The sequence below is a fragment of the Acidimicrobiia bacterium genome (assembly GCA_040902765.1).
Lineage (GTDB): Bacteria > Actinomycetota > Acidimicrobiia > Spongiisociales > UBA11373 > DATKBG01.
The window spans coordinates 16,842-39,627 of record JBBDWO010000006.1 but is presented as its reverse complement, the minus strand read 5'-3'; the positions used below and the strand labels follow the sequence as shown (position 1 = coordinate 39,627).

General features: G+C 68.4%; 29 protein-coding genes and 1 tRNA gene. 3 read left to right on the top strand and 27 right to left on the bottom strand.

Annotated elements, in window-relative coordinates; all coding sequences use genetic code 11:
- Nucleotides 1-474: 474 nt before the first annotated feature.
- The 14 genes from gcvPB to WEA29_02215 form a co-directional block, all read right to left on the bottom strand.
- Nucleotides 475-1,950, bottom strand: a complete 1,476-nt coding sequence (gene gcvPB, locus WEA29_02280) for an aminomethyl-transferring glycine dehydrogenase subunit GcvPB (protein ID MEX2322583.1) — start codon at nt 1,948-1,950, stop codon at nt 475-477.
- Entirely contained in the window at nt 1,943-3,277 is a 1,335-nt protein-coding gene (gcvPA, locus tag WEA29_02275; protein ID MEX2322582.1) for an aminomethyl-transferring glycine dehydrogenase subunit GcvPA, read from the bottom strand. The genes gcvPB and gcvPA overlap by 8 nt, the downstream gene beginning before the upstream one ends.
- Nucleotides 3,274-4,320 carry a glycine cleavage system aminomethyltransferase GcvT gene (gene gcvT, locus WEA29_02270; protein MEX2322581.1) on the bottom strand — a complete coding sequence of 349 codons (1,047 nt, stop codon included), beginning with the start codon at nt 4,318-4,320 and terminating at the stop codon, nt 3,274-3,276. Before gcvT ends, gcvPA begins: the two co-directional genes overlap by 4 nt.
- An 80-nt stretch (nt 4,321-4,400) precedes the next feature.
- Nucleotides 4,401-4,619, bottom strand: a complete 219-nt coding sequence (locus WEA29_02265; GenBank protein MEX2322580.1) for a hypothetical protein — start codon at nt 4,617-4,619, stop codon at nt 4,401-4,403.
- A 214-nt stretch (nt 4,620-4,833) separates the two neighbouring features.
- The gene (locus tag WEA29_02260) at nt 4,834-5,304 is read right to left on the bottom strand and encodes a MerR family transcriptional regulator (protein ID MEX2322579.1); all 471 of its coding nucleotides are present in this window, start codon (nt 5,302-5,304) and stop codon (nt 4,834-4,836) included.
- 207 nt (nt 5,305-5,511) lie between these two features.
- Nucleotides 5,512-6,003 carry a bifunctional nuclease family protein gene (locus WEA29_02255; protein ID MEX2322578.1) on the bottom strand — a complete coding sequence of 164 codons (492 nt, stop codon included), beginning with the start codon at nt 6,001-6,003 and terminating at the stop codon, nt 5,512-5,514.
- Nucleotides 6,000-6,581 (bottom strand): hypoxanthine phosphoribosyltransferase, encoded by a 582-nt coding sequence (gene hpt, locus WEA29_02250; GenBank protein ID MEX2322577.1) that lies wholly within the window; start codon nt 6,579-6,581, stop codon nt 6,000-6,002. The genes WEA29_02255 and hpt overlap by 4 nt, the downstream gene beginning before the upstream one ends.
- A complete protein-coding gene (locus WEA29_02245; protein ID MEX2322576.1) occupies nt 6,578-7,606 on the bottom strand; it encodes a serine hydrolase in 1,029 nt (342 codons plus the stop codon). The genes hpt and WEA29_02245 overlap by 4 nt, the downstream gene beginning before the upstream one ends.
- Nucleotides 7,607-7,608: 2 nt before the next feature.
- A complete protein-coding gene (locus WEA29_02240; protein MEX2322575.1) occupies nt 7,609-8,304 on the bottom strand; it encodes a MerR family transcriptional regulator in 696 nt (231 codons plus the stop codon).
- Nucleotides 8,301-8,720 carry an FHA domain-containing protein gene (locus WEA29_02235; GenBank protein MEX2322574.1) on the bottom strand — a complete coding sequence of 140 codons (420 nt, stop codon included), beginning with the start codon at nt 8,718-8,720 and terminating at the stop codon, nt 8,301-8,303. Before WEA29_02235 ends, WEA29_02240 begins: the two co-directional genes overlap by 4 nt.
- A gap of 44 nt (nt 8,721-8,764) precedes the next feature.
- The gene (gene gcvH, locus WEA29_02230) at nt 8,765-9,145 is read right to left on the bottom strand and encodes a glycine cleavage system protein GcvH (protein MEX2322573.1); all 381 of its coding nucleotides are present in this window, start codon (nt 9,143-9,145) and stop codon (nt 8,765-8,767) included.
- A 10-nt stretch (nt 9,146-9,155) separates the two neighbouring features.
- Entirely contained in the window at nt 9,156-9,722 is a 567-nt protein-coding gene (locus tag WEA29_02225) for a CDP-alcohol phosphatidyltransferase family protein (GenBank protein ID MEX2322572.1), read from the bottom strand.
- The gene (locus WEA29_02220) at nt 9,719-10,132 is read right to left on the bottom strand and encodes a hypothetical protein (protein ID MEX2322571.1); all 414 of its coding nucleotides are present in this window, start codon (nt 10,130-10,132) and stop codon (nt 9,719-9,721) included. Before WEA29_02220 ends, WEA29_02225 begins: the two co-directional genes overlap by 4 nt.
- Nucleotides 10,133-10,191: 59 nt before the next feature.
- Nucleotides 10,192-10,824: a hypothetical protein gene (locus WEA29_02215; GenBank protein MEX2322570.1), complete on the bottom strand. Its 633-nt coding sequence runs from the start codon at nt 10,822-10,824 to the stop codon at nt 10,192-10,194.
- An 83-nt stretch (nt 10,825-10,907) separates the two neighbouring features.
- Between WEA29_02215 and WEA29_02210 the strand changes: the two genes are divergently transcribed.
- Nucleotides 10,908-11,390 (top strand): septum formation family protein, encoded by a 483-nt coding sequence (locus tag WEA29_02210; protein ID MEX2322569.1) that lies wholly within the window; start codon nt 10,908-10,910, stop codon nt 11,388-11,390.
- Between the two features lie 42 nt (nt 11,391-11,432).
- On the opposite strand, the gene WEA29_02205 is transcribed toward WEA29_02210, so the two are convergent.
- A complete protein-coding gene (locus tag WEA29_02205; protein MEX2322568.1) occupies nt 11,433-11,963 on the bottom strand; it encodes a hypothetical protein in 531 nt (176 codons plus the stop codon).
- Nucleotides 11,964-12,075: 112 nt separating this feature from the next.
- On the opposite strand from WEA29_02205, the gene WEA29_02200 reads away from it, so the two are divergent.
- Nucleotides 12,076-12,149 (top strand) — tRNA-Pro (locus WEA29_02200).
- 83 nt (nt 12,150-12,232) lie between these two features.
- On the opposite strand, the gene WEA29_02195 is transcribed toward WEA29_02200, so the two are convergent.
- The 3 genes from WEA29_02195 to der are packed head-to-tail and all read right to left on the bottom strand — an operon-like array spanning nt 12,233 to nt 15,220.
- A complete protein-coding gene (locus WEA29_02195; protein MEX2322567.1) occupies nt 12,233-12,355 on the bottom strand; it encodes a hypothetical protein in 123 nt (40 codons plus the stop codon).
- Nucleotides 12,352-13,881, bottom strand: coding sequence for an acyl-CoA carboxylase subunit beta (locus tag WEA29_02190; protein ID MEX2322566.1), 1,530 nt, complete (start codon nt 13,879-13,881; stop codon nt 12,352-12,354). Before WEA29_02190 ends, WEA29_02195 begins: the two co-directional genes overlap by 4 nt.
- Entirely contained in the window at nt 13,871-15,220 is a 1,350-nt protein-coding gene (gene der, locus WEA29_02185; protein ID MEX2322565.1) for a ribosome biogenesis GTPase Der, read from the bottom strand. The genes WEA29_02190 and der overlap by 11 nt, the downstream gene beginning before the upstream one ends.
- Before the next feature lie 107 nt (nt 15,221-15,327).
- On the opposite strand from der, the gene ispH reads away from it, so the two are divergent.
- Nucleotides 15,328-16,374 carry a 4-hydroxy-3-methylbut-2-enyl diphosphate reductase gene (gene ispH, locus WEA29_02180; GenBank protein MEX2322564.1) on the top strand — a complete coding sequence of 349 codons (1,047 nt, stop codon included), beginning with the start codon at nt 15,328-15,330 and terminating at the stop codon, nt 16,372-16,374.
- A 31-nt stretch (nt 16,375-16,405) separates the two neighbouring features.
- Here ispH and cmk read toward each other — a convergent pair whose 3' ends face one another.
- The 9 genes from cmk to WEA29_02135 all read right to left on the bottom strand — a co-directional run bounded on the left by cmk (nt 16,406) and on the right by WEA29_02135 (nt 22,783).
- The gene (cmk, locus tag WEA29_02175; protein MEX2322563.1) at nt 16,406-17,053 is read right to left on the bottom strand and encodes a (d)CMP kinase; all 648 of its coding nucleotides are present in this window, start codon (nt 17,051-17,053) and stop codon (nt 16,406-16,408) included.
- Nucleotides 17,041-18,243, bottom strand: coding sequence for a 3-phosphoshikimate 1-carboxyvinyltransferase (gene aroA / locus WEA29_02170; protein MEX2322562.1), 1,203 nt, complete (start codon nt 18,241-18,243; stop codon nt 17,041-17,043). The genes cmk and aroA overlap by 13 nt, the downstream gene beginning before the upstream one ends.
- 65 nt (nt 18,244-18,308) lie before the next feature.
- The gene (locus tag WEA29_02165; GenBank protein ID MEX2322561.1) at nt 18,309-18,992 is read right to left on the bottom strand and encodes a pseudouridine synthase; all 684 of its coding nucleotides are present in this window, start codon (nt 18,990-18,992) and stop codon (nt 18,309-18,311) included.
- A gap of 14 nt (nt 18,993-19,006) precedes the next feature.
- Nucleotides 19,007-19,585 carry an SMC-Scp complex subunit ScpB gene (gene scpB, locus WEA29_02160; GenBank protein ID MEX2322560.1) on the bottom strand — a complete coding sequence of 193 codons (579 nt, stop codon included), beginning with the start codon at nt 19,583-19,585 and terminating at the stop codon, nt 19,007-19,009.
- Nucleotides 19,582-20,364 (bottom strand): ScpA family protein, encoded by a 783-nt coding sequence (locus WEA29_02155; protein ID MEX2322559.1) that lies wholly within the window; start codon nt 20,362-20,364, stop codon nt 19,582-19,584. The genes scpB and WEA29_02155 overlap by 4 nt, the downstream gene beginning before the upstream one ends.
- A gap of 36 nt (nt 20,365-20,400) precedes the next feature.
- Nucleotides 20,401-20,883, bottom strand: a complete 483-nt coding sequence (locus WEA29_02150) for an HD domain-containing protein (GenBank protein ID MEX2322558.1) — start codon at nt 20,881-20,883, stop codon at nt 20,401-20,403.
- Entirely contained in the window at nt 20,880-21,521 is a 642-nt protein-coding gene (locus tag WEA29_02145; GenBank protein MEX2322557.1) for a site-2 protease family protein, read from the bottom strand. The genes WEA29_02150 and WEA29_02145 overlap by 4 nt, the downstream gene beginning before the upstream one ends.
- A 29-nt stretch (nt 21,522-21,550) precedes the next feature.
- A complete protein-coding gene (locus WEA29_02140; GenBank protein ID MEX2322556.1) occupies nt 21,551-21,898 on the bottom strand; it encodes a TraR/DksA C4-type zinc finger protein in 348 nt (115 codons plus the stop codon).
- Between the two features lie 15 nt (nt 21,899-21,913).
- The gene (locus tag WEA29_02135) at nt 21,914-22,783 is read right to left on the bottom strand and encodes a site-specific tyrosine recombinase XerD (protein ID MEX2322555.1); all 870 of its coding nucleotides are present in this window, start codon (nt 22,781-22,783) and stop codon (nt 21,914-21,916) included.
- Between the last annotated feature and the right edge of the window lie 3 nt (nt 22,784-22,786).

The window sequence follows — 22,786 nt, the reverse complement described above, 5'->3', positions numbered from 1 at the left end:
GGGAGGTGGCAGCGGCCGAAGGCCGATGACGGAGGGGGAGGCCAGACGCGTCGCGGGGCCCACGTAGCGTTGGCCCTCCCCCCTCCCCTCCGGTCGCTGCGCTCCCTACGGGACTCCCCCCTTCGGGGGGAGGAACCGCAAAAGGACCTCATCACTCGGTCCCCTCCCCCGAAGGGGGAGGTGGCAGCGGCCGAAGGCCGATGACGGAGGGGGAGGCCAGACGCGTCGCGGGGCCCACGTAGCGTTGGCCCTCCCCCCTCCCCTCCGGTCGCTGCGCTCCCTACGGGACTCCCCCCTTCGGGGCGAGGAACCGCAAAAGGACCTCATCACTCGGTTCCCTCCCCTGTATGGGAGGTGACGGAGGGGGAGGCCAGACGCGTCGCGGGGCTCACGTAGTGTTCGCCCTCCCCCCTCCCCTCCGGTCGCTGCGCTCCCTGAGGGACTCCCCCCTTCGGGGGGAGGAAGGGCTTCTCCCTACCAAGTCAGCTTGGGCTTCCTCGCCGCCAGTGCGTCATCGGGGCGTGACACCGGCGTCTTGTGAGGTGATGCCTGGACGTGGGCGGCGTCCTCGGCGGCGAGAGCGGCGATCTCGTTGAGGGCGTCGGCGAGTGCCTCGATGGTCTCGGGAGACTCGGTCTCGGTCGGCTCCAGCATGAGGGCCTCCTCGACGATGAGGGGGAAATAGACCGTCGGAGCGTGGAATCCCCGGTCGAGAAGCGCCTTGGCGACGTCCATGGCACGCACGCCGGTCGCCTTCTTAAGGGCAGCAGCGGACGCGACGAACTCGTGCATCGGTGGAGCGTCGTACGGAATGGGGTACCGCTCCCCCACCAGGGAGGCCAGGTAGCGGGCGTTGAGCACGCTGCGCTCGGCCACCTCCCGCAGGCCCTCGGCTCCCAGCAACCGCATGTAGGTCAGGGCCCGGAGCACCACCAGGAAGTTGCCGTGGTTGCCGTGCACCCGGCCCACCGAGTCGGGTGGCATCTCCCAGCCGAGCACGCCGTCGCGGTCGACCGGCAACGGCCCGGGCAAGAAGCGGACGAGATGCTTCACGACGGCGACCGGGCCCGCACCCGGGCCTCCCCCACCGTGCGGGGTGGCGAACGTCTTGTGGAGGTTGGAGTGGACGATGTCGAACCCCATGTCACCGGGGCGGGCCACACCGAGGATGGCGTTGAGATTGGCCCCGTCGTAGTAGACGAGTCCGTCGACGTCGTGGATGGCGCGGGCCATCTCGATGACATCGACTTCGAAGAGGCCGAGCGTGTTGGGGTTGGTGAGCATGAAGCCGGCGACGTCTTCGTCGACGGCTGCCCGGAGCGCCTCGAGGTCGACCATCCCGCGATCGTCGCTGGGGACCTGCACCGCCCGGTAGCCGGCGAGGGTGACCGAGGCGGGGTTGGTGCCATGGGCCGAGTCGGGAATGAGGATCTTCGTCGGATTGCGGCCCTGGGACTCGTGATAGGCCCGCATGATGAGGAGGCCCGTCAGTTCGCCGGCCGCTCCCGCCGGCGGCTGGAAGGTCGCCCGGGTCATGCCGGTGATGGCGCACAGGATCGACTCGGTTTCGAGGAGGACTCGCAGCGCTCCTTGGGTCAGCTCGGGTGGCGCCGCCGGGTGCAGGTCGCGGAACCCCCCGTGCTCGGCAGCCCAGTCGCACACCTTCGGGTTGTACTTCATCGTGCACGAGCCCAGCGGGTAGGCGCCGAGATCGACGGCGAAGTTGCGGTGCGCCAGCCGGGTGAAGTGGGCGACCAGGTCGCGCTCGGAGACTTCCGGGAGCGCCGGAAGCGAGTTCGCTGCTTCGGGGAGGCCCGGGTCGTCCGCGGGAACGTCGAGCGGCGGGAAGGACCAGGCACGACGCCCCGGCACGCTCAGTTCGATGAGGGTCGGTTCCGGGCTGCCCCCCATCAGCGGCGTGCTGGTCGCTCGTCCTCCCGGCTCAGCCATCGGCGATCACCTCTCCGAGAGCGTCGGCGAAGCCGTCGAGCTCCTGGCGGCTCCGCTTCTCGGTGACGGCGACGAGAAGGCCGTTGCGGTACTCCGGATAGTCGCGGTCGAGCGGAATGCCGGCCAGATACCCCCGGTCGGCCATGCTCGTCACTGCGGTTGATGCATCGACGGGAAGCACCACCCCGAATTCCCGACCGTACGCAGCGTCGCTGATGGCAGAGACCCCCGGCAGGTCGAGCAGCCGTCCACGGAGGTAGCGGGCCTTGTGACTGCTCTGACGACCGACTTCGGCGAGACCGTCGGGTCCGAGCCAGGCGAGGTGGATGGCCGCGGCGACCGCATTGAGAGTCTGGTTGGTGCAGATGTTCGAAGATGCCTTCTCGCGGCGGATGTCCTGTTCGCGGGTGCGCAGGGTCAGCGTGTAGGCGCGGCGCCCCTCGCGGTCGACGGTCTCGCCCGACAGTCGCCCGGGGATGCGTCGCATCAGCCGCTCGGCGACGGCGAAGATCCCCACGACCGGCCCACCGAACGACAGCGGGTTGCCGAGTGGCTGACCCTCGGCGAAGGCGATGTCGCAGCCGGCATCGCCGGGTGTGCGCAGGATGCCCAACAGCATCGGGTCCACTGAGGCTGCCGTGAGTGCGCCGAGGTCGTCGGCGAGCGTCACGGCCGCGTCGTACTCCTCGATGATCCCGAGATAGTTGGGCTGGCCGAAGACGAGAGCCGCTGGTGGTCCCGCTGCTTCTCGACTCCACGCGGTGCGCCCGTCCTCGAGTGGGTGCTCGATGATGGTCACCCCGCGGGCGTGGGCGAAGGTGGCGATGACCTGGCGGGTGTGGGGATGCAGCCCGCGTGAAACCCAGACGGTGTCGCGGCCGGTTTCAACCAGTGCCAGGTTGACCGCCTCGATCCCCGCCGATGCGCCGTCGTAGAGCGAGGCATTGGCCACCGGCAGCCCGGTGATCGTCGCAACCATTGACTGGTACTCGAACAGGGCCTGAAGGACCCCCTGGGCCACCTCGCTCTGATAGGGGGTGTAGGAGGTGACGAATTCGGGCCGCATCGTCAGCGAGCGAACGACCGGCGGCAGGTGATGGTCGTACACCCCTCCCCCGGCGAAGCACACGAGCCCGCCGCGGTTCTGGCGTCCGAGATCCTCGACGTAGCGCATCACCTCGAGTTCCGAGATCCCCGCAGCCACGTCGAGCGGCTCTGCCAGCCTGGCCGCCTTCGGGATGTGGGCGAACAACTCGTCCGCATCGGCCAGGCCGAGCGCGGCCAACATCCGCTGCTCCTGCTCGTCGGTGTGGGGGGTGAACGTCATGATCGCCTCACAAAGGGCATGTCGATGAGGCGAGCGGACACCCAACGGTCTCGCACCTCGACTTCCACCGCAGTCTCGTCGTCGGGGGGCGGCGGGGCCAGGTAGCCCATCCCGATACCACGCTCCAGTGTCGGGCTGAAGTTCCCACTGGTCACCTCGCCTACCGAGGAACCGGATCGGATCCGGTAGCCGTGCCGGGGCGGTCGGCGGTCGTCGAGGACGAATCCGACGCGGGCGCGGGCGGGATCTACATGGCGCCGGGGCTCGAGAGCCTCCTTGCCGTCGAACTCGGTGTCCCAGCCGACCGCCCAGGCGAGTCCTGCCTCGATCGGGTCGGTGGTTTCGTCGATGTCCTGCCCCCACAGGGGCAGGCCGAACTCGAGCCGAAGCGTGTCGCGTGCACCCAGGCCACACGGCATGGCTCCGGCCTTCAGGATCGCCTGGAGGGTGGCGTCTGCCTGCGACAGCGGCACCACCGCCTCGCCACCGGCCTCACCGGTGTACCCGGTGCCGGCGACGATGACGTCGCCCGCGATGACCACGCGGTGGCGCTTGGGCGCGGCGTCGAACGCCTCCTCGAGTACGCGCGGACCGTCGGGACCTTGGACGGCGAGCAATGCCGTGGAATCGCGCAGGTCGGAGACGCGCGCCTTCGGCCCGGCTGCCTCGGCGAACCGCGCCACCACTCGGTCGTGATTGGCGGCGTTCGGAAGGACGAGCAGCCGGTCCGGCTCGAGCCACCAGACCACGATGTCGTCGAGGATGCCCGCCCGATCGTTGAGGATCAGCGAGTACTGACAGCGGCCCGGTGTGATCTTGCCCAGGTCGTTGGTGAGGATCGATCCGACCAGCTCGGCTGCCTCCGATCCGGCGACCTCGAATCGACCGAGATGGGAGACATCGAAGACCCCGACATCGGTACGCACCGCAACGTGTTCGGCGAGCGTCCCCTCGTACTGGAGCGGCATCTCCCAGTCTCCGAATGGCGTGAAACGAGCACCGAGGGCCTCGTTGGCCCCATGAAGCGGTGATCGGCGGTGCACGGCGGGGACTCTAGAGCAGGCGCCAGGCTTCAGGCGCCATCCCAACTCCTCTGGCCGGTAGCTGGTAGCCGGAGGCTGGTTCAGCCTGCTTCCGACTCACCCAGGTCGATGACCTGCACCGGACCGGGGATCCGGGTAGGTGCCGTGACGTCGTCGAGCTCCGGCGTGGTCTCGAGCCCGTACTTGATGAGCAGGTGCAGGTAGTCCCGCTGGTAGAACACCTTGCAGGAGACCTGCGGATGATGCTGACGCAGCAACCGCACCTTGCGGTTCTTCTTGGTGACGAGCTTCTGGTTCATCGTGGTGATCTCGATGTACAGGTGCTCGTCGGGCAGGTAGAAGTCGGGCGTGAAGTACTTGGCGGCTTCGCCGCTGTCGTCGAATTCGATGGCGAAGGATGCCGGTTCGTACTCCCACGTGATCCCGTAGAAGTCGAGGAGCCGTGCGAACTGCCTCTCGCTCTCGTGGGCGAAGGCGACAAGGTCCGCTTCGGTCCGGAAGTCGACGGTCAGCTCAGGCCTCCATCGTGGCGTGTTCTGTACCGGTCATGCTGGCACGCTCGGGCAACAAGTCGAGTATTTCCCCCTCGAGCTGTTCCTGGACCGGTCCAAGGGCGATACCGAACACGCCCTGTCCCCCGCGGAAGAGGTCGATGACGTCCTGGTCACTGTTGGCTGCGTAGATCGTCTGCCCGTCCGACAGAAGCGTGACCTCACTGAGCGGGTTGTCGCTGTCGAGGCGATCGCGCAGGATGTCCATCGCCTGCCTGACCTTCTTGAGGCTCATGCCGGCGTCGAGTAGTCGCTTCACCACCCGCAGCTGCACGACGTCGGTGAAAGAGTACTGGCGTTGGGTACCCGATCCCTGCGCCTCCTGGAGGGAGGGCTTCAGTAGGTCCGTGCGTGCCCAGTAGTCGAGTTGGCGGTATGAGATTCCTACGAGTCGGCACACCTCGGGTGCGCGGAAACCCTGTTCACTGCTCACAGCCTGACCTCACCTTCCCAGAGCGAAGCTTACACCACGGTAATTTCCCCACGGGAACTACCCGACTGGAAGTTAGGAATCGCGCACCCGAGTTGTCAACAACCCCTGTGGAAAAGCGTTTCCGGTTATCAGTTTCCAGGGCCCCGAAATAGGAGTGGCGTACCGAATCGGCCTGGCAACCGGCAACCGGTAACGGGCAACCGGCTCTCAGCCCGTCCCGAAGTCTTCCGGTGAGACGTCGGAGAGGAAGTTGCGGAAGCGGGCGACTTCCTCCTCTTCGTCCTCGTCGCGAATCTCGACTCCCGCTTCATCGAGGATGGCAGGGCTCACGAAGATCGGCGCACCGGTGCGGACGGCGAGCGCGATCGAGTCGGAAGGTCTGGCGGAGACGGTGGTTTCGGTGCCATTCGTGGCGAGGACCAGGTCGGCGAAGTAGATCCCGTCGCGCAGGTCGGTGAGAACAACGCGCTCGACGGTCGCCCCGAGAGCGACGGTGACGTCGCGCAGCAGATCGTGAGTCATCGGGCGGGGCGGATCCATCCCCTCCAGGGCGAAGGCGATCGCCGCCGCCTCGCTGGCTCCGATCAGGATCGGCAGGAAGCGGTCGCCGCCGCGCTCGCGCAGGAGGACGATCGGCGTGTTGGTGGGCAACTCGATCCGGACACCGATCAGCTCCACCGGGATGGCATCGCTGGTCACCCGGACAGCCTATCAGTGGCACTCCAGAAAGCCTCCGCGGCGTACCCTCCCGGATCCTCCTGGAACCGTGGCAGGTCGAGCACCGCCCACAGCGACGGAACGTTGCGGTATCGGCCCTCCCAGTCGAGGCCGTAGCCGATGATGAACTCATCCCCCACCTCGAATCCGCGGTACTCCAACGGGACTTCCACGATACGACGGGGCCGTTTGTCGAGGAGGGTCACCGTCGCCAGCGAGGCGGGACGCCTCGTCTCGAGCAGCGTGCGCACCGACGACAGAGCGAGGCCGGTGTCGACGATGTCTTCGACCACGAGCACATGGCGGTCGGTGATGGCGGTACCGGAGTCGACGGCAATGCCGACCCTCCCCTTCTCGCCGAAGCGCGTCAGGCTGAGGAAGTCGATCTCGATGGACGTCGGGAGGTGGCGGGACAGGTCGGCGAGGAACGGGACCGACCCGTTGAGCACGCCGAGGAGCACCAGGTCGCGGCCGCCATACGCCTCGGTTATCTCAGCACCGAGTTCGGCGATGCGCCGTTCGAGGGTGATCGCGTCGATGACTTCGGCGAGGACCGTCATCGACCGCCTCCGAGCACACCGGGCATCAGCTCACTGAGGCGGGCGTCGAGGGCGTCGATGAGCGGCGATCCGCGGCCCGGTGTGGGTTCACCGGTAGGCAGCGGGGCCAGCGCCGCTTCGAGCCGCGTGCGGTACCAGTCCGGCAGCGTGTCGCCGGATGCGCTCTGGGCGGCCGGAGCGAGCAAGTAGTCGCGCGGTCCGAGCGCCTGTGACGCCCAGGCGAGCAGGGCCCGCGACGCCTCCCGCCGGTTGGTGGATCCCAGGACCACGGCGAGGATGTCTCCCCGGGGCGCCTGTACGTACGCCAGGATCGTCTGGCCGGCTATGAGGGTGTCCCCGGTGCGCAGCCCGAGGAACTCCGGATACACACCCAGGTCCCGGTTGGTGGCGGTGATCTCGAGCTGTCGACCGCCGATCTCGAACGACACTTGCCGCACCCTGACCACGGCGAGCACCTCGGGGTACTCGAGAGCCTCCAGGCCGAGGCGGATGATGTCGCTGGCCGACGAGAAGTGGCCGTCGGCGTCGAGGCCGTTCGGGTTACGAAACTGCGAGTCGTTCATCCCGATCTCGGCGGCCCGCGCGTTCATGAGCTGGGCGAACGTCGCAACCGACCCGGATACGTGCTCGGCGAGCGCCACCGCGGCGTCGTTGCTCGACTGCACCATCATCATTTCGAGGAGCTGGCCGACCAGCCAAACCTCCCCCTGGCGCGTCGCCGGCTGTCCGATGTAGCCGATGGGCGTGGCTGCTGCGGTCGCACTGATCGTGCTCGAATCGAGCAGGCCAGAATTCTCCACCACCAGGATCGCCGTGAGGAGTTTGGTGAGCGACGCCAGGGGTTGCTGCCGGTCGGCGTCGAGGGAACCGATCTCGGCATTGGCCGGAACCGACCATGTCTTCCAGGCGGTGGCGTCGACGACCGGCGGCGGACTGAGCGGATAGGCCGTCGCCGGCGGGACCGGGGCATGCAGCGGCGCCGGGCCGAACGACAGCGCGAGAGATACGAGAGCGGCCGGAAGCATGATCAGCCGTTGAGCGTCTCTCGGAGGTCGGCTCGCACCATCGCCTCCTGCATCGTCCGTGCCGCCTGGGCAACGTCGGCGAGGACCTCGGCGGCCTGACGCCGTGAGGCGGGGCTGGCGTGGCGCAGCAGGGTCGCCGTCATCTGCCGGAGGAGGTCCACCTCGCGGTTGGCACCCTGCCGGATGATCCGGAGATGGCGCGACTCGAGGCCGTGCCCCACCATCCGCCACGCCGCTTTGGCGATCTCGACGTCATCGGCGCTGAACCGGGGGCCATCGGGCGTCTTGGTAGGGGCGATGATTCCGTGAGCCACCAGCTCGTCGACGAGCGATGCCGGCATGCCGGCGCTACGGGCGAGGTCGGCGGCGTCGAGGGTCGGCGGCGTCATCTCACCGAAGTAGGTGGCGGCGGGTGGCCCCGGTGTCGGCGCCAGGGTGGGCTCCTCTCCCCTCTCCAGGGACCTGAGGTTGTTTTTGATCACCTTCAGGGGCAGAAAGTGGTCGCGCTGCTGGCGGAGGATGTAGCGGACCCGCTCTACGTCTTCGGAGCGGAACTCGCGGTAGCCGCTCGGGGTGCGTGGCGGGGTGATCAACCCCTCGCTCTCGAGGAATCGGATCTTGGACACGCTCACCGCAGGGAACTCGGCCTTGAGGGCCTCGGCGACGTCGCCGATCGTGATGCGCTCTCCCCTGGTCATGCGCCGCGGGCGACCACGAGGTGGAAGCGCCCGATGATGACTTCGTCGCCGGCGTCGAGGACGGCGGTATCGGCCCGACGGCCGTTCACATAGGTCCCGTTGGTCGACCCGAGGTCGCGCACCATGAGGATTCCGTCCTCGACGGTGAACTCGGCGTGGTGTCGAGACACGGTGACGTCGTCGAGATGGATGGGCGCGTCGAGGTCGCGACCGGCCTCGGTGCTCCCCTCGGGGAGGGCCCAGTGCATGCCCCGTCGTGGACCGGAGGCCACGATCAGGGCGTAGCCGGCGAGTCCGGGGATCCCTGCCGCTGCTTCGCGCTCGCGAACCGCCCTCGCCTCGACCACCGGATCGATGGTCTCGGTCGGATCGTGCTCGGTGGTGTCCCCGGGATCCGGGGTGGAGGTATCCGCCATCACGAAGGAATGGTACCCCTGATCCTTCGACTGCAGGTCGAGGGTCAGCCGATCAGGGCGGTGTAGGCGGCGGCATCCATGAGCGCGTCGATCGCGCTCGGGTCGGTCGGCGTGATGACGACGAACCACGCGTCGTCGTAGGGTGACCCGTTGACGAGCGCCGGGTCCTCCACGAGCACGTCGTTGATCGCGGTCACCTCCCCTGCGATCGGCGCGTAGACCTCGGCGACCGACTTGGTCGACTCGATCTCGGCGATCGGGTCTCCCGCTTCGACGGTGGTTCCGGCGGCGACGATGTCGACGAATACCACGTCGCCGAGTGCGTCCTGGGCGTAGTCGGTGATACCGACGCGCACGCCCCCATCATCAGCGACGAGGACCCACTCGTGTTGGTCGGTATATCTGCGGTCCTCGGGGACGTTCACCGGCACCCTCTCAGGTCGACGACCGGTCCGAGGATACCGATGGACCGGTCGCGATGAGGCGGCGGGCGTCTCCGACGTACATCACCGCCGAGACGTAATAGAAGACGAGGGCCGGGATCGCCGAGCCCCAGGCCAGCCATAAGAAGACGTCGTGACCCGAACCGGCATGGACGAAGAACGAAGCGATGGCACCGTACAGGCCGAACGTCCCCGCTTTGCCGACCCAGCGGACCTCGAGGGCTGTCTTGAGACGGATGGCGAGCACGGCGGCCACCGTCGTCACGAGCACCTCACGCACGGCGATCGCCAGCGCCACCGGCCATGGCAGGACTCCGGCGATCCAGCCCCCGATCACGGCGGCGCCGACCGCGAGCCGGTCGGCGGTGGGATCGAGGATCTTGCCGATGGAGGAGACCTGATCGAGGCGCCGGGCGAGGTAGCCGTCGACCCAGTCGGTGGCGCCTATTCCGAGGAGCAGCCAACCGGCGGCTGCAGGGTCGTCCCGGGCCAGCAGCAACCAAAGGAACAGGGGGACGAGCAGGATGCGAATCCCGGAGACGATGTTCGGAATGGTCACGATGCGTCGACGCCACGCACCCGGAAGGGGATGCGGGCGAGTTCCTCGTCCTCGCCCTCCACGATGAACACGTAGCCTCCCGCCTTCGGGAACCGAACGTTGCCGAAGGCGCCGACGAGCGGCACCACGTTGGGGGCGCCGGCGGGAAGCGACGACGGAGCGCCGACCCTCAGGTTGCCCTCGGAGCGCACGTCCATGTCGGCACCGTCCTCGTCCACGAGGGTGATCTTGATCAGGAGGTCCCGATTGCGGTCGGCCGGGCCGACCTCCGCCACCAGGACCACGGCGAGGCTCCGGTAAACCACCGGGAAGGCTCGGGCAGTGATCGTGTCGAAGGCGCCGCCGAGGACGTAGAGCTTGCCTGCCGTCACCTGAGCGGCGTCGGCAAGCATCGCCGAGGTGAGCCTCATGGTCGATGCCCCGGGTTGTGGCGGTTGGTCCTCCTCACCCGGCGGACACTAGTGGCCGCTCAACCCCCGGAAGCGAGCCGCCAGGGGTCAGATGCCGCCACCTCGGCGTTGGCGGTGACGCGCAGGTGGTCATGGCCGTCGGCGAGATCGATCAAGTCACCGAGCGTGACCGTGTCCCAGTCGATGCCCTCTGCGGTGGCTCTATCGATGTCGAAGAGGGTCACCGCCGGGGGCGTGCCTCCACCGGTCCACGAGTGCGGTTCCTGGCAGATGTCGAAGGACTCGAGTCCCGTCCACCGTTCGAACACCATGGGCAGGAAGAGTCGCGCCAGCGGCATGAAGGCCTCCGCGTGCTCGGCGGGGCTGTACTCCTCGAGCGGTGCCACGTACACCGCCAGGTGGCGCCCCTCGGGTGAGGCGCGGTACGCGGTGAGGTCGACGAGTGAACCCCGGGTGACCTGGAAGCCGAGGGGCGCCACCACATCGCTGAAGAGGGCGACGACTGCCTCGGTGGTGTGTGCGGGCAGGAACTCTGCTTCGACCGTTGTGGTGGTGCCGGCGAGAGTCGTCGTCGGCGTCGGGGCAGTGGTCGTGGCGGTGGGAGCAGTCGTTGAAGTGGCGTCGGTCGCGGAGCCTCCACACGAGGTGACGAGCACGGCGAGGACCACGACGAGAGCTCGGCGGACTCGCATGGGGACACCATACATCCGGTTCGGGTGCAGCCCGGAGGGTGTCGTAGACTCACCCCCCGCTACGCCGTCCCTTGGAGGGATCGATGGGCAGGGACCGGATCATCGGCGTTGTCGCCGCCATCGCCATCGCCATGATCGGCGCCGGCTGCGGCGCGACCGGACCGGCACGCGGTCCCGATGGAGAGGTCCTGGACGCGGGGGAGGTGGCGGTCGGCGAGCTCCGCGCCGGAGACTGCTTCGAGGACCCGAGCGCGTCGACCGCTTCGGTGTCCCGGCTGCGGGTCCTGCCCTGCGATGAGCCCCACGACAGCGAGATCTACTTCGTGTACGACGTGTCGGGAGACGAATACCCGGGCGCGCCCGCCCTGGACGAGGAGTCCGACCGGCGTTGTGCCGTGGAGTTCGAGTCCTTCGTCGGCACCCCCCGCGCCGAGTCGGAGCTTGAGTTCTTCGCCCTCATCCCGACGCGTGAGTCATGGGAAGCCGACGATCGGACGGTGCTGTGCGCCCTGTTCGCCCGCGACCTGCAGCCGTTGACCGGGTCGATGGGCGGCTCGGGCCGCTGAGCGTCCCTCGTCGGGCTGGCCGGCTCACCCAGCGGTTCGGTTTCAGGGTTGTCGCACCGCCATGCAATCCTCCCAGGCCTCGACAGATGTAGCTGTGCGGGGCACACGGAAGGGATGCCACTGGGTGTCGGGATCGGCCCCCGCCCAGACTTCGAATGAAGGCGGCGGAGAGGTGAACGCAGCGGCCGACTCCGGAGCGTCCACTTCCCTTGAGTCGAGGTCGATGAACCAACGGCGCTCTGCGAGGGCAAATTGGTCGATCGTGGCGAGCCACTGCTCGGTTCCGAGGGGGGCGGGGTCGAACCGCGGCTCCGGCCCAAGGGTCGACGCATAGACCGGAGGATCGTCCAGGACGAGTCCCGTCGTGGTGGTCGTAGCCATTGCGATGCCCGACGTCGTTGTCGACACATCGCCCGCGCCAGGCTCGATCTCCGGCGACCGCAGCACCCAGAATCCGCCGGTCACGACCGCGGCTGTGAGGATGCCTATCAGCGCCCATGTCCGGCCTGACAACTCCCGATCGGGTTCGACCGTCGGTTCCGACAGGAGGTCACGGAGGGCATCGTCGGGCATGGCCGGATATTACGTAGGCAAGCCGATTTGGCAGCACACATGTTCGGGGGCGTGCCAGGTTCGCCGACGGGTTGGTGACCTTCGGCCACCCGACTACCTTTCCGATAGCAAACGGGCTGTGGCGCAGCTTGGCAGCGCGCTTGGCTGGGGGCCAAGAGGCCGCCGGTTCAAATCCGGCCAGCCCGACGAGGGCGGTCCTTCGAAGTCGGACGGTCTACCTCGAACATTTCGCGGAGGTGGTCGTCGCCGACGCTGTGGCGCTGATATGCCTACCGGAGGCGCTCGATCACCCAGGCGACGCCCTGACCGAAACGGATGAGGAGGTACAGCGCGGCAGCCACCAGCACCACCCGAAACATGATGGGGGCGCGTTCCTCACGATCCTCTGTCATACGGGTGGGATGCCGTGCCTGCGCTCCGAGAAGGTCCTGTCCTTGTTCGATGCGTAGGCCAGCCTGGTGATCAGCTCGCCCCGGAGCGCGTCCGGCTCGACGACGGCGTCGATCACGAGCTCGCTGGCCAGCCCGAGCAGGTCGATGTCCGCCTCGTACTCGGCTCGTCGGTCGGCGATGAACGCCTCGCGTTCCTCTGCATCCTCGATACCGGCAATGGTGTTGTAGTAGACGGCGTTGATCGCTGCCTCGGGGCCCATCACGGCGATCTCGGCGGTCGGCAATGCCAGCGTGGCCACCGGCTTGAAGCCAGGACCCGAGAAGGCGTACAGGCCGGCCCCGTAAGCCTTGCGGACGATGACCGACACTCGCGGGACCGTCGCCTCGGCGATGGCGGTGAGCATCTTGGCCCCGGATCGGATGATCCCCTGGCGCTCCACCTGGCTCCCGATCATGAAACCCGGCACGTCGGCGAGGAAGATGATCGGCAGGTTGAAGGCGTCGCACAGCCAGATGAACCGCGCCGCCTTGTCCGCCGAGTCGACGAAGAGGACCCCACCGAGATGGTTGGGCTGCGAGGCAACCACACCCACGGGGCGGCCGCCGAGCCGGGCGAGCGCGGTGATCACCTCTCGGGAGTACAGCTCCTTGACCTCGAGGATGCTGTCCTCGTCGAACACGCCGCGCATGAAGTCGAGCATGTCGTAGCCGTGGTGCGGGTCGTCCGGGATCACCGACGACGGGACGATCGCTTCCGGCTCCTCGAACTCGTACAGGGGCGGATCCTCGGCGTAATCGGTCGGGAAGTAGCCGAAGTAGGTGCGGGCCCAGGCGATGGCGTCTTCGTCGGAGGCGACCAGCGCATCGCCACAGCCGCTCACCGTGCAGTGCATCCGCGCCCCGCCCATCTCCTCGAGGGTGGTGACCTCTCCGACGACCATCTCGGCCATGCGGGGCGAACCGAGATACATGGAGGCGCGGCCCTCGACCATGATCACCACGTCACAGAAGGACGGGATGTAGGCACCTCCGGCCGCCGAGGGCCCGAACAGGCAGCAGATCTGCGGGACCCGACCCGACAACCGAACCTGGTTCCAGAAGATCCGACCGGCGCCACGGCGTCCCGGGAACAGATCGACCTGGTCGGTTATCCGGGCTCCGGCCGAGTCGACGAGGTAGAAGACCGGGAGACGCTCCTCGTAGGCGGCTTCCAACGCCCGAACCATCTTCTCGACGGTGCGCGCCCCCCACGATCCCGCCTTGACGGTTGGGTCGTTGGCGATGACCACGACGGCGCGGCCGTCGACCACTCCCCTGCCGGTGACGACGGCGTCGGCGGCGAGCTCCTCCTCCGCCGCCGCATTGGCGAGCAGACCGTCTTCGACGAACGAGTCGGGGTCGCAGAGCAGGGCCACGCGGTCCCTCACGAGGAGCTTGCCCTGCTGGGCGGTCTTTTCCCGGTACTTCTCCGGACCTCCAGCGAGAGCAGCCTCGGCAGCTTTGCGTAGCCGTTCGTTATCGGGCAACGAAGTCCCTCCGCGTCCGCTTTCGGGTGACCAAGCGTATCGGTGTCCCGAAGAACTCGTAGTCCTTTCGTAGCCGACCCTCGAGGAAGCGGAGGTACTCGGGGGCCAGATCGCCGCCCCGGGTGAACAGGACGATGGTCGGAGGCGACACACCCGCCTGTACCGCGTACATGATGTTGGTGCGCCGACCCTTGCGCGTCGGAGCCGGATGGGCCTCCTGCCAGGCGATGATCTTGCGGTTGAGCTCGTGTGTCGGAATCCGCAGCTGGCGCGCCTCGAGCACCGCCGCCACCGCCTCCTCGAGTCGGTGAACACGAGCGCCGGTGAGAGCGGCCATACGCAGCACCGGCGCCCACGACACGAAGGCGAGTCGGTCACCCACCGAGGCCGTGGTGACCTCCTTCTGATACGTGTCCGTGATGTCCCATTTGTTGAGTACGACGACGAGTCCGGCGCCGGCGGCGGCGATCTCCTCGGCGAGCCTCTGTTCCTGTTGCGTTGCCCCTTCGGTGCCGTCGAGCACCAGGATGGCCACCTCGGCTTCGCCCAGCGCCTCGCGCGCCCTGGTCACCGAGTAGAACTCGGTCGATTCGGCGATCTTGGGTGTGCGCCTGATGCCCGCCGTGTCGACGATGCGCATCCGACGGCCGGCGAAGTCGACCACCACGTCGATCGGATCGCGGGTGGTGCCCGGGACGTCGCTGACGATGACCCGCCGTTCGCCGAGCAAACGGTTGAGGAGTGTCGACTTGCCGACGTTGGGCCGCCCCAGGATCACGAGACCGGGGAGTTGGGCATCGTCGGGCTCCACATCCGATTCGGGAAGGTGGGCCACCAGTTCGTCGAGCAGATCGCCGATGTTGCGTCCATGGAGGGCGCTCACCGGATGCGGCTCCCCAAGACCGAGCGCCCACAGGTGACCGAGGTCACCGTCCACACGGGCAGAGTCGGCTTTGTTGGCGACGAGCAGCGCCGGTGTGCCGCTCTGGTGGAGGATGCGCGCCACGGCGAGATCGTCGTCGAGCACCGGTGTCGTCGCATCGGCGACGAAGAGCACCGCATCGGCGGCGCTGACCGCGGCCTCGGCCTGAGCGCGGAGATCAGGGGCCAGGCCCTCGTCGCTGACCTCCCATCCGCCGGTGTCGACCACGATGAAGTGCGTCCCCGCCCACTCGGCGTTGAACTCGCGTCGGTCCCTGGTCACCCCCGGCTTCTCCTCGACGATGGCGGCGCGGCGACGCAGGATCCGGTTGACCAGCGTCGACTTGCCGACATTCGGCCGCCCGACGATGGCTACCACCGGTAACCGGCGCGCGCCAGGGTCCGACGAGAAAGGCATTCGGACAGGTTACCGGCCGCCGGCCATCCACCCTCCGGCGTGGTCTGCACACTGCATGCCCCCCAGCCTCGTCTACCGTCGTGGTGGAGACCGGAGACTGGAGAGCGGTGGCTGTCGAACGCGTCCTTCTCGCCGATCCCCGCGGCTTCTGTGCCGGGGTGGAGATGGCGATCAAGGCCCTCACCTGGATGGTGCGGGTCTTCCCGCCGCCGGTCTACTGCTACCACGAGATCGTCCACAACGCCGCCGTCGTGGGCATGTTCGAGCGTGCCGGTGTCGTGTTCGTCGACGATATCGCCGAGGTGCCCGAAGGAGCTCCGGTGATGCTCTCGGCCCACGGTTCGGCTCCCGCCGTGGTCGCGGCGGCAACGAAGCGCTCCGCCGTCACCGTCGACGCCGTGTGCCCACTGGTGACCAAGGTGCACCACGAGGTCAAGCGGCGCGCCGCCGACGACTTCGACATCATCTACGTGGGCCACGCCGGTCACGACGAGGCGATCGGTACGGTGGCCGAGGCGCCCCACCGGGTGTCCCTCGTCGACCCTGACGACGGTCTGGGCTCGTTCCAGCCGAGCGACCCGTCCCGCGTGGCCTTGGTGGCACAGACCACGCTCGGCCTCTCCGAGTGGGAGGAGGTACTCGCCGATGCACGCCAGCGATTCCCCGAGGTGTGGACCGCTCGTCGCAGCGACCTGTGTTACGCCACCACCAACCGGCAGGAGGCAGTGCAGCGTCTCGCCGAAGTGTGCGACGCGATCCTCGTGGTCGGTTCGGCGAACTCGTCGAACACCCGGGCGCTGGTTCGGGTGGCCGAGGCCGCCGGGACCCCTGCTCTGCGGGTGGACGGGCCCGACGGGTTCGATCGCTCCTGGCTCGACGGCGTGCGCACCCTGGGGGTCACCGCCGGCGCCTCCGCACCCGACAGCACGGTGCGCGCCGTCATCGAGGCTGCGGCCCCGGCGGCGAGCGTCGAGTTGCTCGCGGTGACCACCGAGGACGAGTACTTCCCTCCCCCGCCCCAGCTGCGCTCGCTGCTCGCAGTGCTGCAGGGGGCCGTCGAAGGCGGCTTCAGCGCCCGCACACCGGGTCTGAGCGGCCCGCTGGACGACGATCGCTCATGGGGGGCTACCGAGGCCCTCGAGGCCCTCGCCTAAGGGGCGACCGATTCGCTCACCCCTTAAGCCGTCAGACGGCTCCTACGAGATCCAGTATGCGGCGTACGACGTCTGCCACGCTGAGCTCGCTCGTGTCGATGACGACCGCATCGGCAGCGGGCTGGAGTGGGGCGACCTCCCGTGTCGAGTCGGCGGTGTCTCTTGCCATCAAAGCCGTTTCGATCTCGGCGACGTCCCGCCCGGATGCTTCTTCATCGGCGGCCCGGCGACGCGCCCTGACAGCCGGGTCGGCGGTGAGGAACACCTTGATGGGAGTGTCGGGAAAGACCACGGTGCCGATGTCGCGGCCTTCGACGACGGCCGACCCGCCGCGTTCCGCCACCCAGGATCGCTGGTGTTCGACGAGCAGCCGCCGCACGCCTGCGTGGGAAGCCACCGCGCTCACCGCCGCCGTCACCTCGTTGGTGCGCAGGAGCCCGCTGGCGTCAGACCCGTCGAGGTGGAGCCGACCGTCCACAAAGTCGATGCTTCGGTCATCGAGGGCGTCGAGGACGTCCGCCTCGGCCGCAGGGTCGCCCGAGGCCCGGAGCGTTGCGAGAGTGGCGACCCGGTAATACGAGCCGGTGTCGAGGTGCGGGACGCCGAGGGCGTCGGCGACGGCCCGCGAAACGGTGGTCTTGCCGACCCCGCTCGGGCCGTCTATCGCTACGACGACCACAGGCCCTCCAGGACACCGTCGAAGCCCGGCCAGGACACGGAGGCTGCGTCGAATCCCACCACCCCCACCCTACCGCCGCCGGATGCGGCGACCGCCGCAGTCATGGCGAGGCGATGGTCCCCGTCTGCGTCGAAGACACCCGCCGACAGCGGTTGGCCCCGGACCACGAAGCCATCCGGCCGTTCCTCGGCGTCGCCTCCGAGGGCGGTGATCAGCCCCACCGCCCCCCGCACGCGATCACTCTCCTTCACCCGCAGCTCGGCTGCGTCGGCAACTACCGTCTCTCCGTCGGCGGCGGCGGCCAGGATCGCCACCAGCGGCAGCTCGTCGATGGCGGCGGCGCTCTGTCGCCCCTCGACCCGGATCCCGCTGAGCTGACGGTGCCGGACCGTGACGTCGCCGATCGGATCGCCGAGTACGTCTCCCGTCGGTCGGATGTCCACGCCGGCACCCATCCGGTCGAGGATGTGGAGGAACCCGATCCTCCCGGGATTGAGCGAGAGCCCGCGGGTGGTCACCTCCGATCCGGACACCAATGCCGCCGCCGCCCACACGAAGGCGGCGGACGAGGGGTCACCGGGAATGACGAGATCGATCGCCGGCACCTCGTCCGGTGTGATCTGGAACGTCGTGTCGTCCACCCACCGTCCCAGGCCGAGTTCGGCCAGCCAGCGCTCGGTGTGGTCGCGGAACCCGGGCGGTGACGTGACCGTCGTCGCCCCATCGGCCTGGAGCGCAGCCAGGGCGACGGCAGTACGCACCTGGGCACTCGGAAGCCCCAGCGACACCGTCGACCCGACGAGGCGCCGGCCCTGGACGACGATGGGTGCCGTGCCGGCCGCCGAGGTCCTGATCACCGCGCCGAGTGCGGCCAGGGGCTCGACGAGCCGCGTCATGGGCCTTCGGCTAAGAGAGGCGTCCCCCACCAGGGTGGAGGTGAACGGTGCCGCCGCCAGGGCGCCGGAGAGAAGTCGCATCGTGGTCCCGGAATTCCCGCAGTCGAGGGTCCCGGGCGGGTGCCAGCGCCCGGGACCGCCGACGACGGTGACTGCGTCACCCGACGACGTCACGGCGGCTCCGAGAGCCTCGATGGCCGACCGGGTCGAGCCGACGTCCAGCCCGGGTCCGAGACCGGCGATCCGGGAGCTTCCCGGCGACATGGCAGCGAGGATCAGGGCGCGATGCGACAAGGACTTGTCTCCCGGGACCGTGATGTCGCTCCTGAATGGACGACCCGGGCCTTGGAACACGTGGGTCATGTGGCTGCTCTGGCCGCGCCGTAGAGGTCCCGTACCTCGACCATGGTGAGGAGCCTCCAGGACCCGGGGTCGAGGTCGGGATCGCGTATCGGGCCGATCGCCGTGCGTACGAGGGAGATCACCTCGTGACCGACCGCGGCGAGCAGTCGGCGCACCTCACGGTTGCGCCCCTCCACCATCACGACCTCGACGAGTGCCTCGCCAGCGGCCGTCGAGCGCACCCGGGCCCGCTCGGCCCGTGCTGGCCCGTCCTCGAGCTCCACGCCGCCGACGAGTCGGCGTAGCGTCGTCCGGTCGGGTACGCCGGTGACCCGAGCGATGTACGTCTTGGTGACTCCATGACGGGGATGGGTCACCAGGTTGGTCAGGTCGCCGTCGTTGGTCAGGATGAGGAGTCCCTCGCTGTCGGCGTCGAGACGCCCCACCGGGAAGACCCGTTCGTCATCGGGTACCAGGTCGACGACCGCCGTGCGGCCCCGATCGTCCTCGCTGGTCGAGATGACCCCGAGCGGTTTGTAGAGCAAGTAGTAGACGAGGTCGGGTCGCACCGGAAGCGGCAGGCCGTCGATCAGGACCGTGGCGACGGTGGGGTCGATCTTCTGGCCGAGATGCGCCGGCGCGCCATCGACGGTGACCCTACCCTCGCCGATCAGGTCTTCGGCGGTGCGGCGGGACGCCACCCCGGAGTGGGCGATCAGCTTCTGGAGTCGCTCGATGGTTCCTCCGGTCGGAAGGGCCTCTCGAGCACCTCCACCATCTCGGGCCCGGGGATGTGGTCGCCGAGCGGTGGGAGATCATCGAGGGATCGCAGACCGAGCTTCTCCAGGAATACGTCGGTGGTGCCGTACAGGTGGGCACCGGCCGACCCCGGGCTGACACCGACCTGGTCGATCAACCCATGCCGCTCCAGGGTACGCAGCGCCTGTTCCGAGTCGACCCCGCGTACGTCGGACACCTGCCCGCGCGACACGGGCTGCTTGTAGGCGACGATGGCGAGAGTCTCCAGGGCGGCGCGGGAAAGGCGCCCGGCACCCGGGCTGGCCGCATACCGCTCGAGGTGGGGATGCAGGTCGGGTCGCGTATAAAGACGCCAACCGCCAGCAGCCTCCCGGAGCACGAGCCCGCTCCCCCGCTCGGCGAGCACATCGCCGAGCCGGGCCAGGGTTGTGCGCACCTCACCGGGGGGCAGTTCGAGCGCCTCCGACAGCTCCCCTTCGGAAACCGGGTGCTCCGCCACGAAGAGGATCGCTTCCAGTGCAGCGACGACGCTCATTCGGCTCCTCCAGGATCGAGATCGAACTCGCTCACCATGAGTTCGGGTGCTGCCGAACCGCCGGGTGTCACCTTGATGGGTGCCCCCGGCTCGTTTTGGGAGGCCCGCAGCAAGCCCCACCGAGCAAGCTCGAGGAGGGCCAGGAAGTAGGCGATGACTTCGGCGGGTCTGCTGAGGTGGTCGGTGAGGCGCTCGAAGTCCGTCTCCAGGTCACTCACGAGGCGGCCCCGGAGGTCCCGCATCGCCTCGCCGACCGACGGGAGATCCAGGTCGAGGTGGTCGAGGTCGGGCTCGACCACGACCGGGGTGAAGACCCGCTCGGCGATCGTCGCCAGCTCGGTGGGTCCGACGCTCAGGTGCAGCGGCGGCATCGGCAACTCGACATCGGCCCGGAATCCGACTTCCCGCCCCACCATGAGCTCGGCCGAAGACAATCGGTGGGCGAACACGGCGGCGACGTCCCGAAAGGTGAGATTGGCCAGCAGCCGCGAGAGCAGACGGTCCCGCTCTTCGGCCAGCAGCAGGTCCTCGTCGAGGTCCACGCCTCCCGCGCCCGGCAGCAAGCTACGCGCCTTGAGCTGGATGAGGGTCGAGGCGATGACGAGGAACTCGGAGGTGACGTCGAGGTCCATCTGGCGCATGAGGTCGAGGTGCGCCACGTACTCGGTGACCAGGTCGCTGAGGTTGAGCTCGGTCACCTCGAGTCGGTGAGAGGTGATCAGGTCGAGCAGCAGGTCGAGCGGGCCCTCGAAGACCGGGGTGCGTACCTCGAACGTCATGACCGCCATGGTATCGGCGGGCCCGGGTGGACCGGGTCAGGCGCCATGATCGGCTTCACGCAGCAGAGTCCAGTCGGTGGGTGCCACGCCTGATGGTGCCTGCGCACCCCCGTGGTGGCGGGCGAAGGCGATGGCGATCGCGGGCGCCTTCACCCCCTCGAGCATCTCGGCACCTATTGACCCGTGGTTCCGATAGGCGCTGAACTGACGGGGCATCGGGAGCCTGAGCCCGCCGAGCACGGTGGCGAGCGACCGCCGCACCGGACCTAGTCGCGAGGCCGCTTTCCCCACGTCATGGAGGAGGGCGGCGGCGATCAGGTCGCCGCGTTCGGGCCGACGCTGGGCTACGTACGCCCCGACGGCAGCGGCATGCGCCTGGTCCTGCACCGGCTGTTCCCAGAAGAGGCGGGCCTCGGCGGGACCCAGGCACGATCCGATCCACAGCTGCATCGGGGGATCGGGTCGACCGGCGCGCCACCATCCGAAGAACCGGCGCGCCAGGTGGAGCAGGGTTCTCATACGACGAATCGGATGATCGCTCGGATCCAGGAGCCGAGAAACGCCAGCGCGTCGCGAAATACGAAGACGAGGGCGAACAGGATGATGAAGCCGTACTGGCTCACCCGGTAGAAGACCTCCTGGGCGCGTGGTGGCAGGAGCAACGGAAGCAGCTTGCTCCCGTCGAGGGGCGGGATGGGGAGCATGTTGAACACGGCCAGCGCGGCGTTGACGATCAGCAGCCCGAGGAGCAGCCGCGCCCAGAGAGCATCCGAGGTGAGGTAGATGACGCCACCGACGTCCTGGAACGGCCCGAGCCGCCCCACGGCGAGTGCGAGCAGGAGATTTGTCGCCGGGCCGGCGAGCGACGTGATCGCCATGCCCTCGATGGGGCGTTGGAAGCGCGAGGGATTCACCGGCACGGGCTTGGCCCACCCGAACACGTTCATCCGCGCCATCGCCAGGGCGAACGGCAGGATGATCGATCCGAAGGGATCGATGTGCGGGATCGGATTGAGGGTCAGTCTGCCGGCGTCCTTCGCGGTGGTGTCACCGAGCCGCAGGGCAACCGCCCCGTGGGCGACCTCGTGGAGGATGATGGACGGCAGGAGAGCGGCGATGAACAGCACCACGTCGATCACGGCGTTCTCGTGGAGCATCTAAAGCCCTCCGGCGGGTCGGTCCCCCGTCAGGAGGCGCCCGCCTCCTTACAGTCCACGCAGTAGATCGACTCGGGACGGAACTCGAGTCGGGCCTCCGGGATGTCCTTGCCGCAGCGGGCGCAGGTCCCGTAGGTGCCCTCATCCACCCTCACCAGGGCGGCGTCTACCTCGTCGAGCATTCGCTTGATCGACTCGACGATGCCGATCACCTCGGTCCGCTCGGCGGTCGCAGCCGCGGCATCGGCGAAGCCTTCCTCGAACTCGACATCGCGACTCAGGTCGCCATCCTCGTTGGCGCCGAGCTCGCTGAGCTGGTGCACGAGATGGTCGCGTTCGGCACGAAGTCGGTCGGCGATGGCGTCGATTGCAGCCATGATGCGTGGGTCCTCTCAACTGCGGGGATGGGTCGTGGCGTACACCTCAAGGAGGTGCCGCGGCGACACCCGCGTGTAGATCTGAGTGGTGCTGATGCTAGCGTGACCGAGCAGCTCCTGGACGGTACGCAGGTCGGCTCCCCCCTCCACCATATGGGTTGCCGCGCTGTGTCGCAGGACGTGCGGTGACACTTTCGCCTGAGGGATACCGGCCTGCACCGCATGGCGGCGAACCATCCCCCAGATCGTCTGACGGGTTAGTCTGCGCCCCTTGAGGCTGAGAAACAGTGCCGCTCCCGACCCGGGGCTCCGCAGCTTGGCCCGGTCGGGCAGCCAGGATCGGATGGCATCGCCTGCCATGCGCCCCAACGGAACCATACGCTGACGGTCCCCCTTGCCGGTGAGTACGACGGTGGCCCCTTCCAGGTCGAGGTCGAGCTCGTCGAGATCGACGGCTTCACTCACCCGGCAACCGGTGGAGTACATGAATTCGAGCACCGCCCGGTCCCGCCGCCCGGCGACGGTCGCCGGATCGGGGGCGTCGAGGAGCCGGAAGGTCTCGTCGACGGTGAGAGCCTTCGGGAGGGTGCGGGGGCGGCGCGGTGTCTCGATCGCCGTCGTCGGATCGGCCTCGGCCCGCCCTTCGGCCACGAGGAAGCGGTGGAACTGGCGCACCGCAGCCATGCGCCGTCCGATGGTCGAGGCGGCCAGGCCCCGGCGCTGGAGGGCCTGCATGAAAGAGGCCACTGCGGACTCAGAGGCGACATCGCCGTCGAGGTGTTCGGTGTAGTGACGCAGGTCGATCCGATAGGCGGCGACCGTGCGGGGCGAGAGCCCGCGGTCCGAGGTCAGTGATGCCAGGAAATCCTCGATGTCGTCTTCCATGGG

Coding starts and splice junctions, on each gene's coding strand:
- gcvPB (MEX2322583.1), bottom strand. CDS start 1,950: ATGGCTGAGCCGGGAGGACGAGCGACCAGCACGCCGCTGATGGGGGGC.
- gcvPA (MEX2322582.1), bottom strand. CDS start 3,277: ATGACGTTCACCCCCCACACCGACGAGCAGGAGCAGCGGATGTTGGCC.
- WEA29_02265 (MEX2322580.1), bottom strand. CDS start 4,619: ATGAACCAGAAGCTCGTCACCAAGAAGAACCGCAAGGTGCGGTTGCTG.
- hpt (MEX2322577.1), bottom strand. CDS start 6,581: ATGACGGTCCTCGCCGAAGTCATCGACGCGATCACCCTCGAACGGCGC.
- WEA29_02245 (MEX2322576.1), bottom strand. CDS start 7,606: ATGCTTCCGGCCGCTCTCGTATCTCTCGCGCTGTCGTTCGGCCCGGCG.
- WEA29_02240 (MEX2322575.1), bottom strand. CDS start 8,304: ATGACCAGGGGAGAGCGCATCACGATCGGCGACGTCGCCGAGGCCCTC.
- WEA29_02235 (MEX2322574.1), bottom strand. CDS start 8,720: ATGGCGGATACCTCCACCCCGGATCCCGGGGACACCACCGAGCACGAT.
- WEA29_02220 (MEX2322571.1), bottom strand. CDS start 10,132: ATGAGGCTCACCTCGGCGATGCTTGCCGACGCCGCTCAGGTGACGGCA.
- WEA29_02215 (MEX2322570.1), bottom strand. CDS start 10,824: ATGCGAGTCCGCCGAGCTCTCGTCGTGGTCCTCGCCGTGCTCGTCACC.
- WEA29_02210 (MEX2322569.1), top strand. CDS start 10,908: ATGGGCAGGGACCGGATCATCGGCGTTGTCGCCGCCATCGCCATCGCC.
- WEA29_02205 (MEX2322568.1), bottom strand. CDS start 11,963: ATGCCCGACGATGCCCTCCGTGACCTCCTGTCGGAACCGACGGTCGAA.
- WEA29_02195 (MEX2322567.1), bottom strand. CDS start 12,355: ATGACAGAGGATCGTGAGGAACGCGCCCCCATCATGTTTCGGGTGGTG.
- der (MEX2322565.1), bottom strand. CDS start 15,220: ATGCCTTTCTCGTCGGACCCTGGCGCGCGCCGGTTACCGGTGGTAGCC.
- scpB (MEX2322560.1), bottom strand. CDS start 19,585: ATGAGCGTCGTCGCTGCACTGGAAGCGATCCTCTTCGTGGCGGAGCAC.
- WEA29_02155 (MEX2322559.1), bottom strand. CDS start 20,364: ATGACGTTCGAGGTACGCACCCCGGTCTTCGAGGGCCCGCTCGACCTG.
- WEA29_02150 (MEX2322558.1), bottom strand. CDS start 20,883: ATGAGAACCCTGCTCCACCTGGCGCGCCGGTTCTTCGGATGGTGGCGC.
- WEA29_02145 (MEX2322557.1), bottom strand. CDS start 21,521: ATGCTCCACGAGAACGCCGTGATCGACGTGGTGCTGTTCATCGCCGCT.
- WEA29_02140 (MEX2322556.1), bottom strand. CDS start 21,898: ATGGCTGCAATCGACGCCATCGCCGACCGACTTCGTGCCGAACGCGAC.
- WEA29_02135 (MEX2322555.1), bottom strand. CDS start 22,783: ATGGAAGACGACATCGAGGATTTCCTGGCATCACTGACCTCGGACCGC.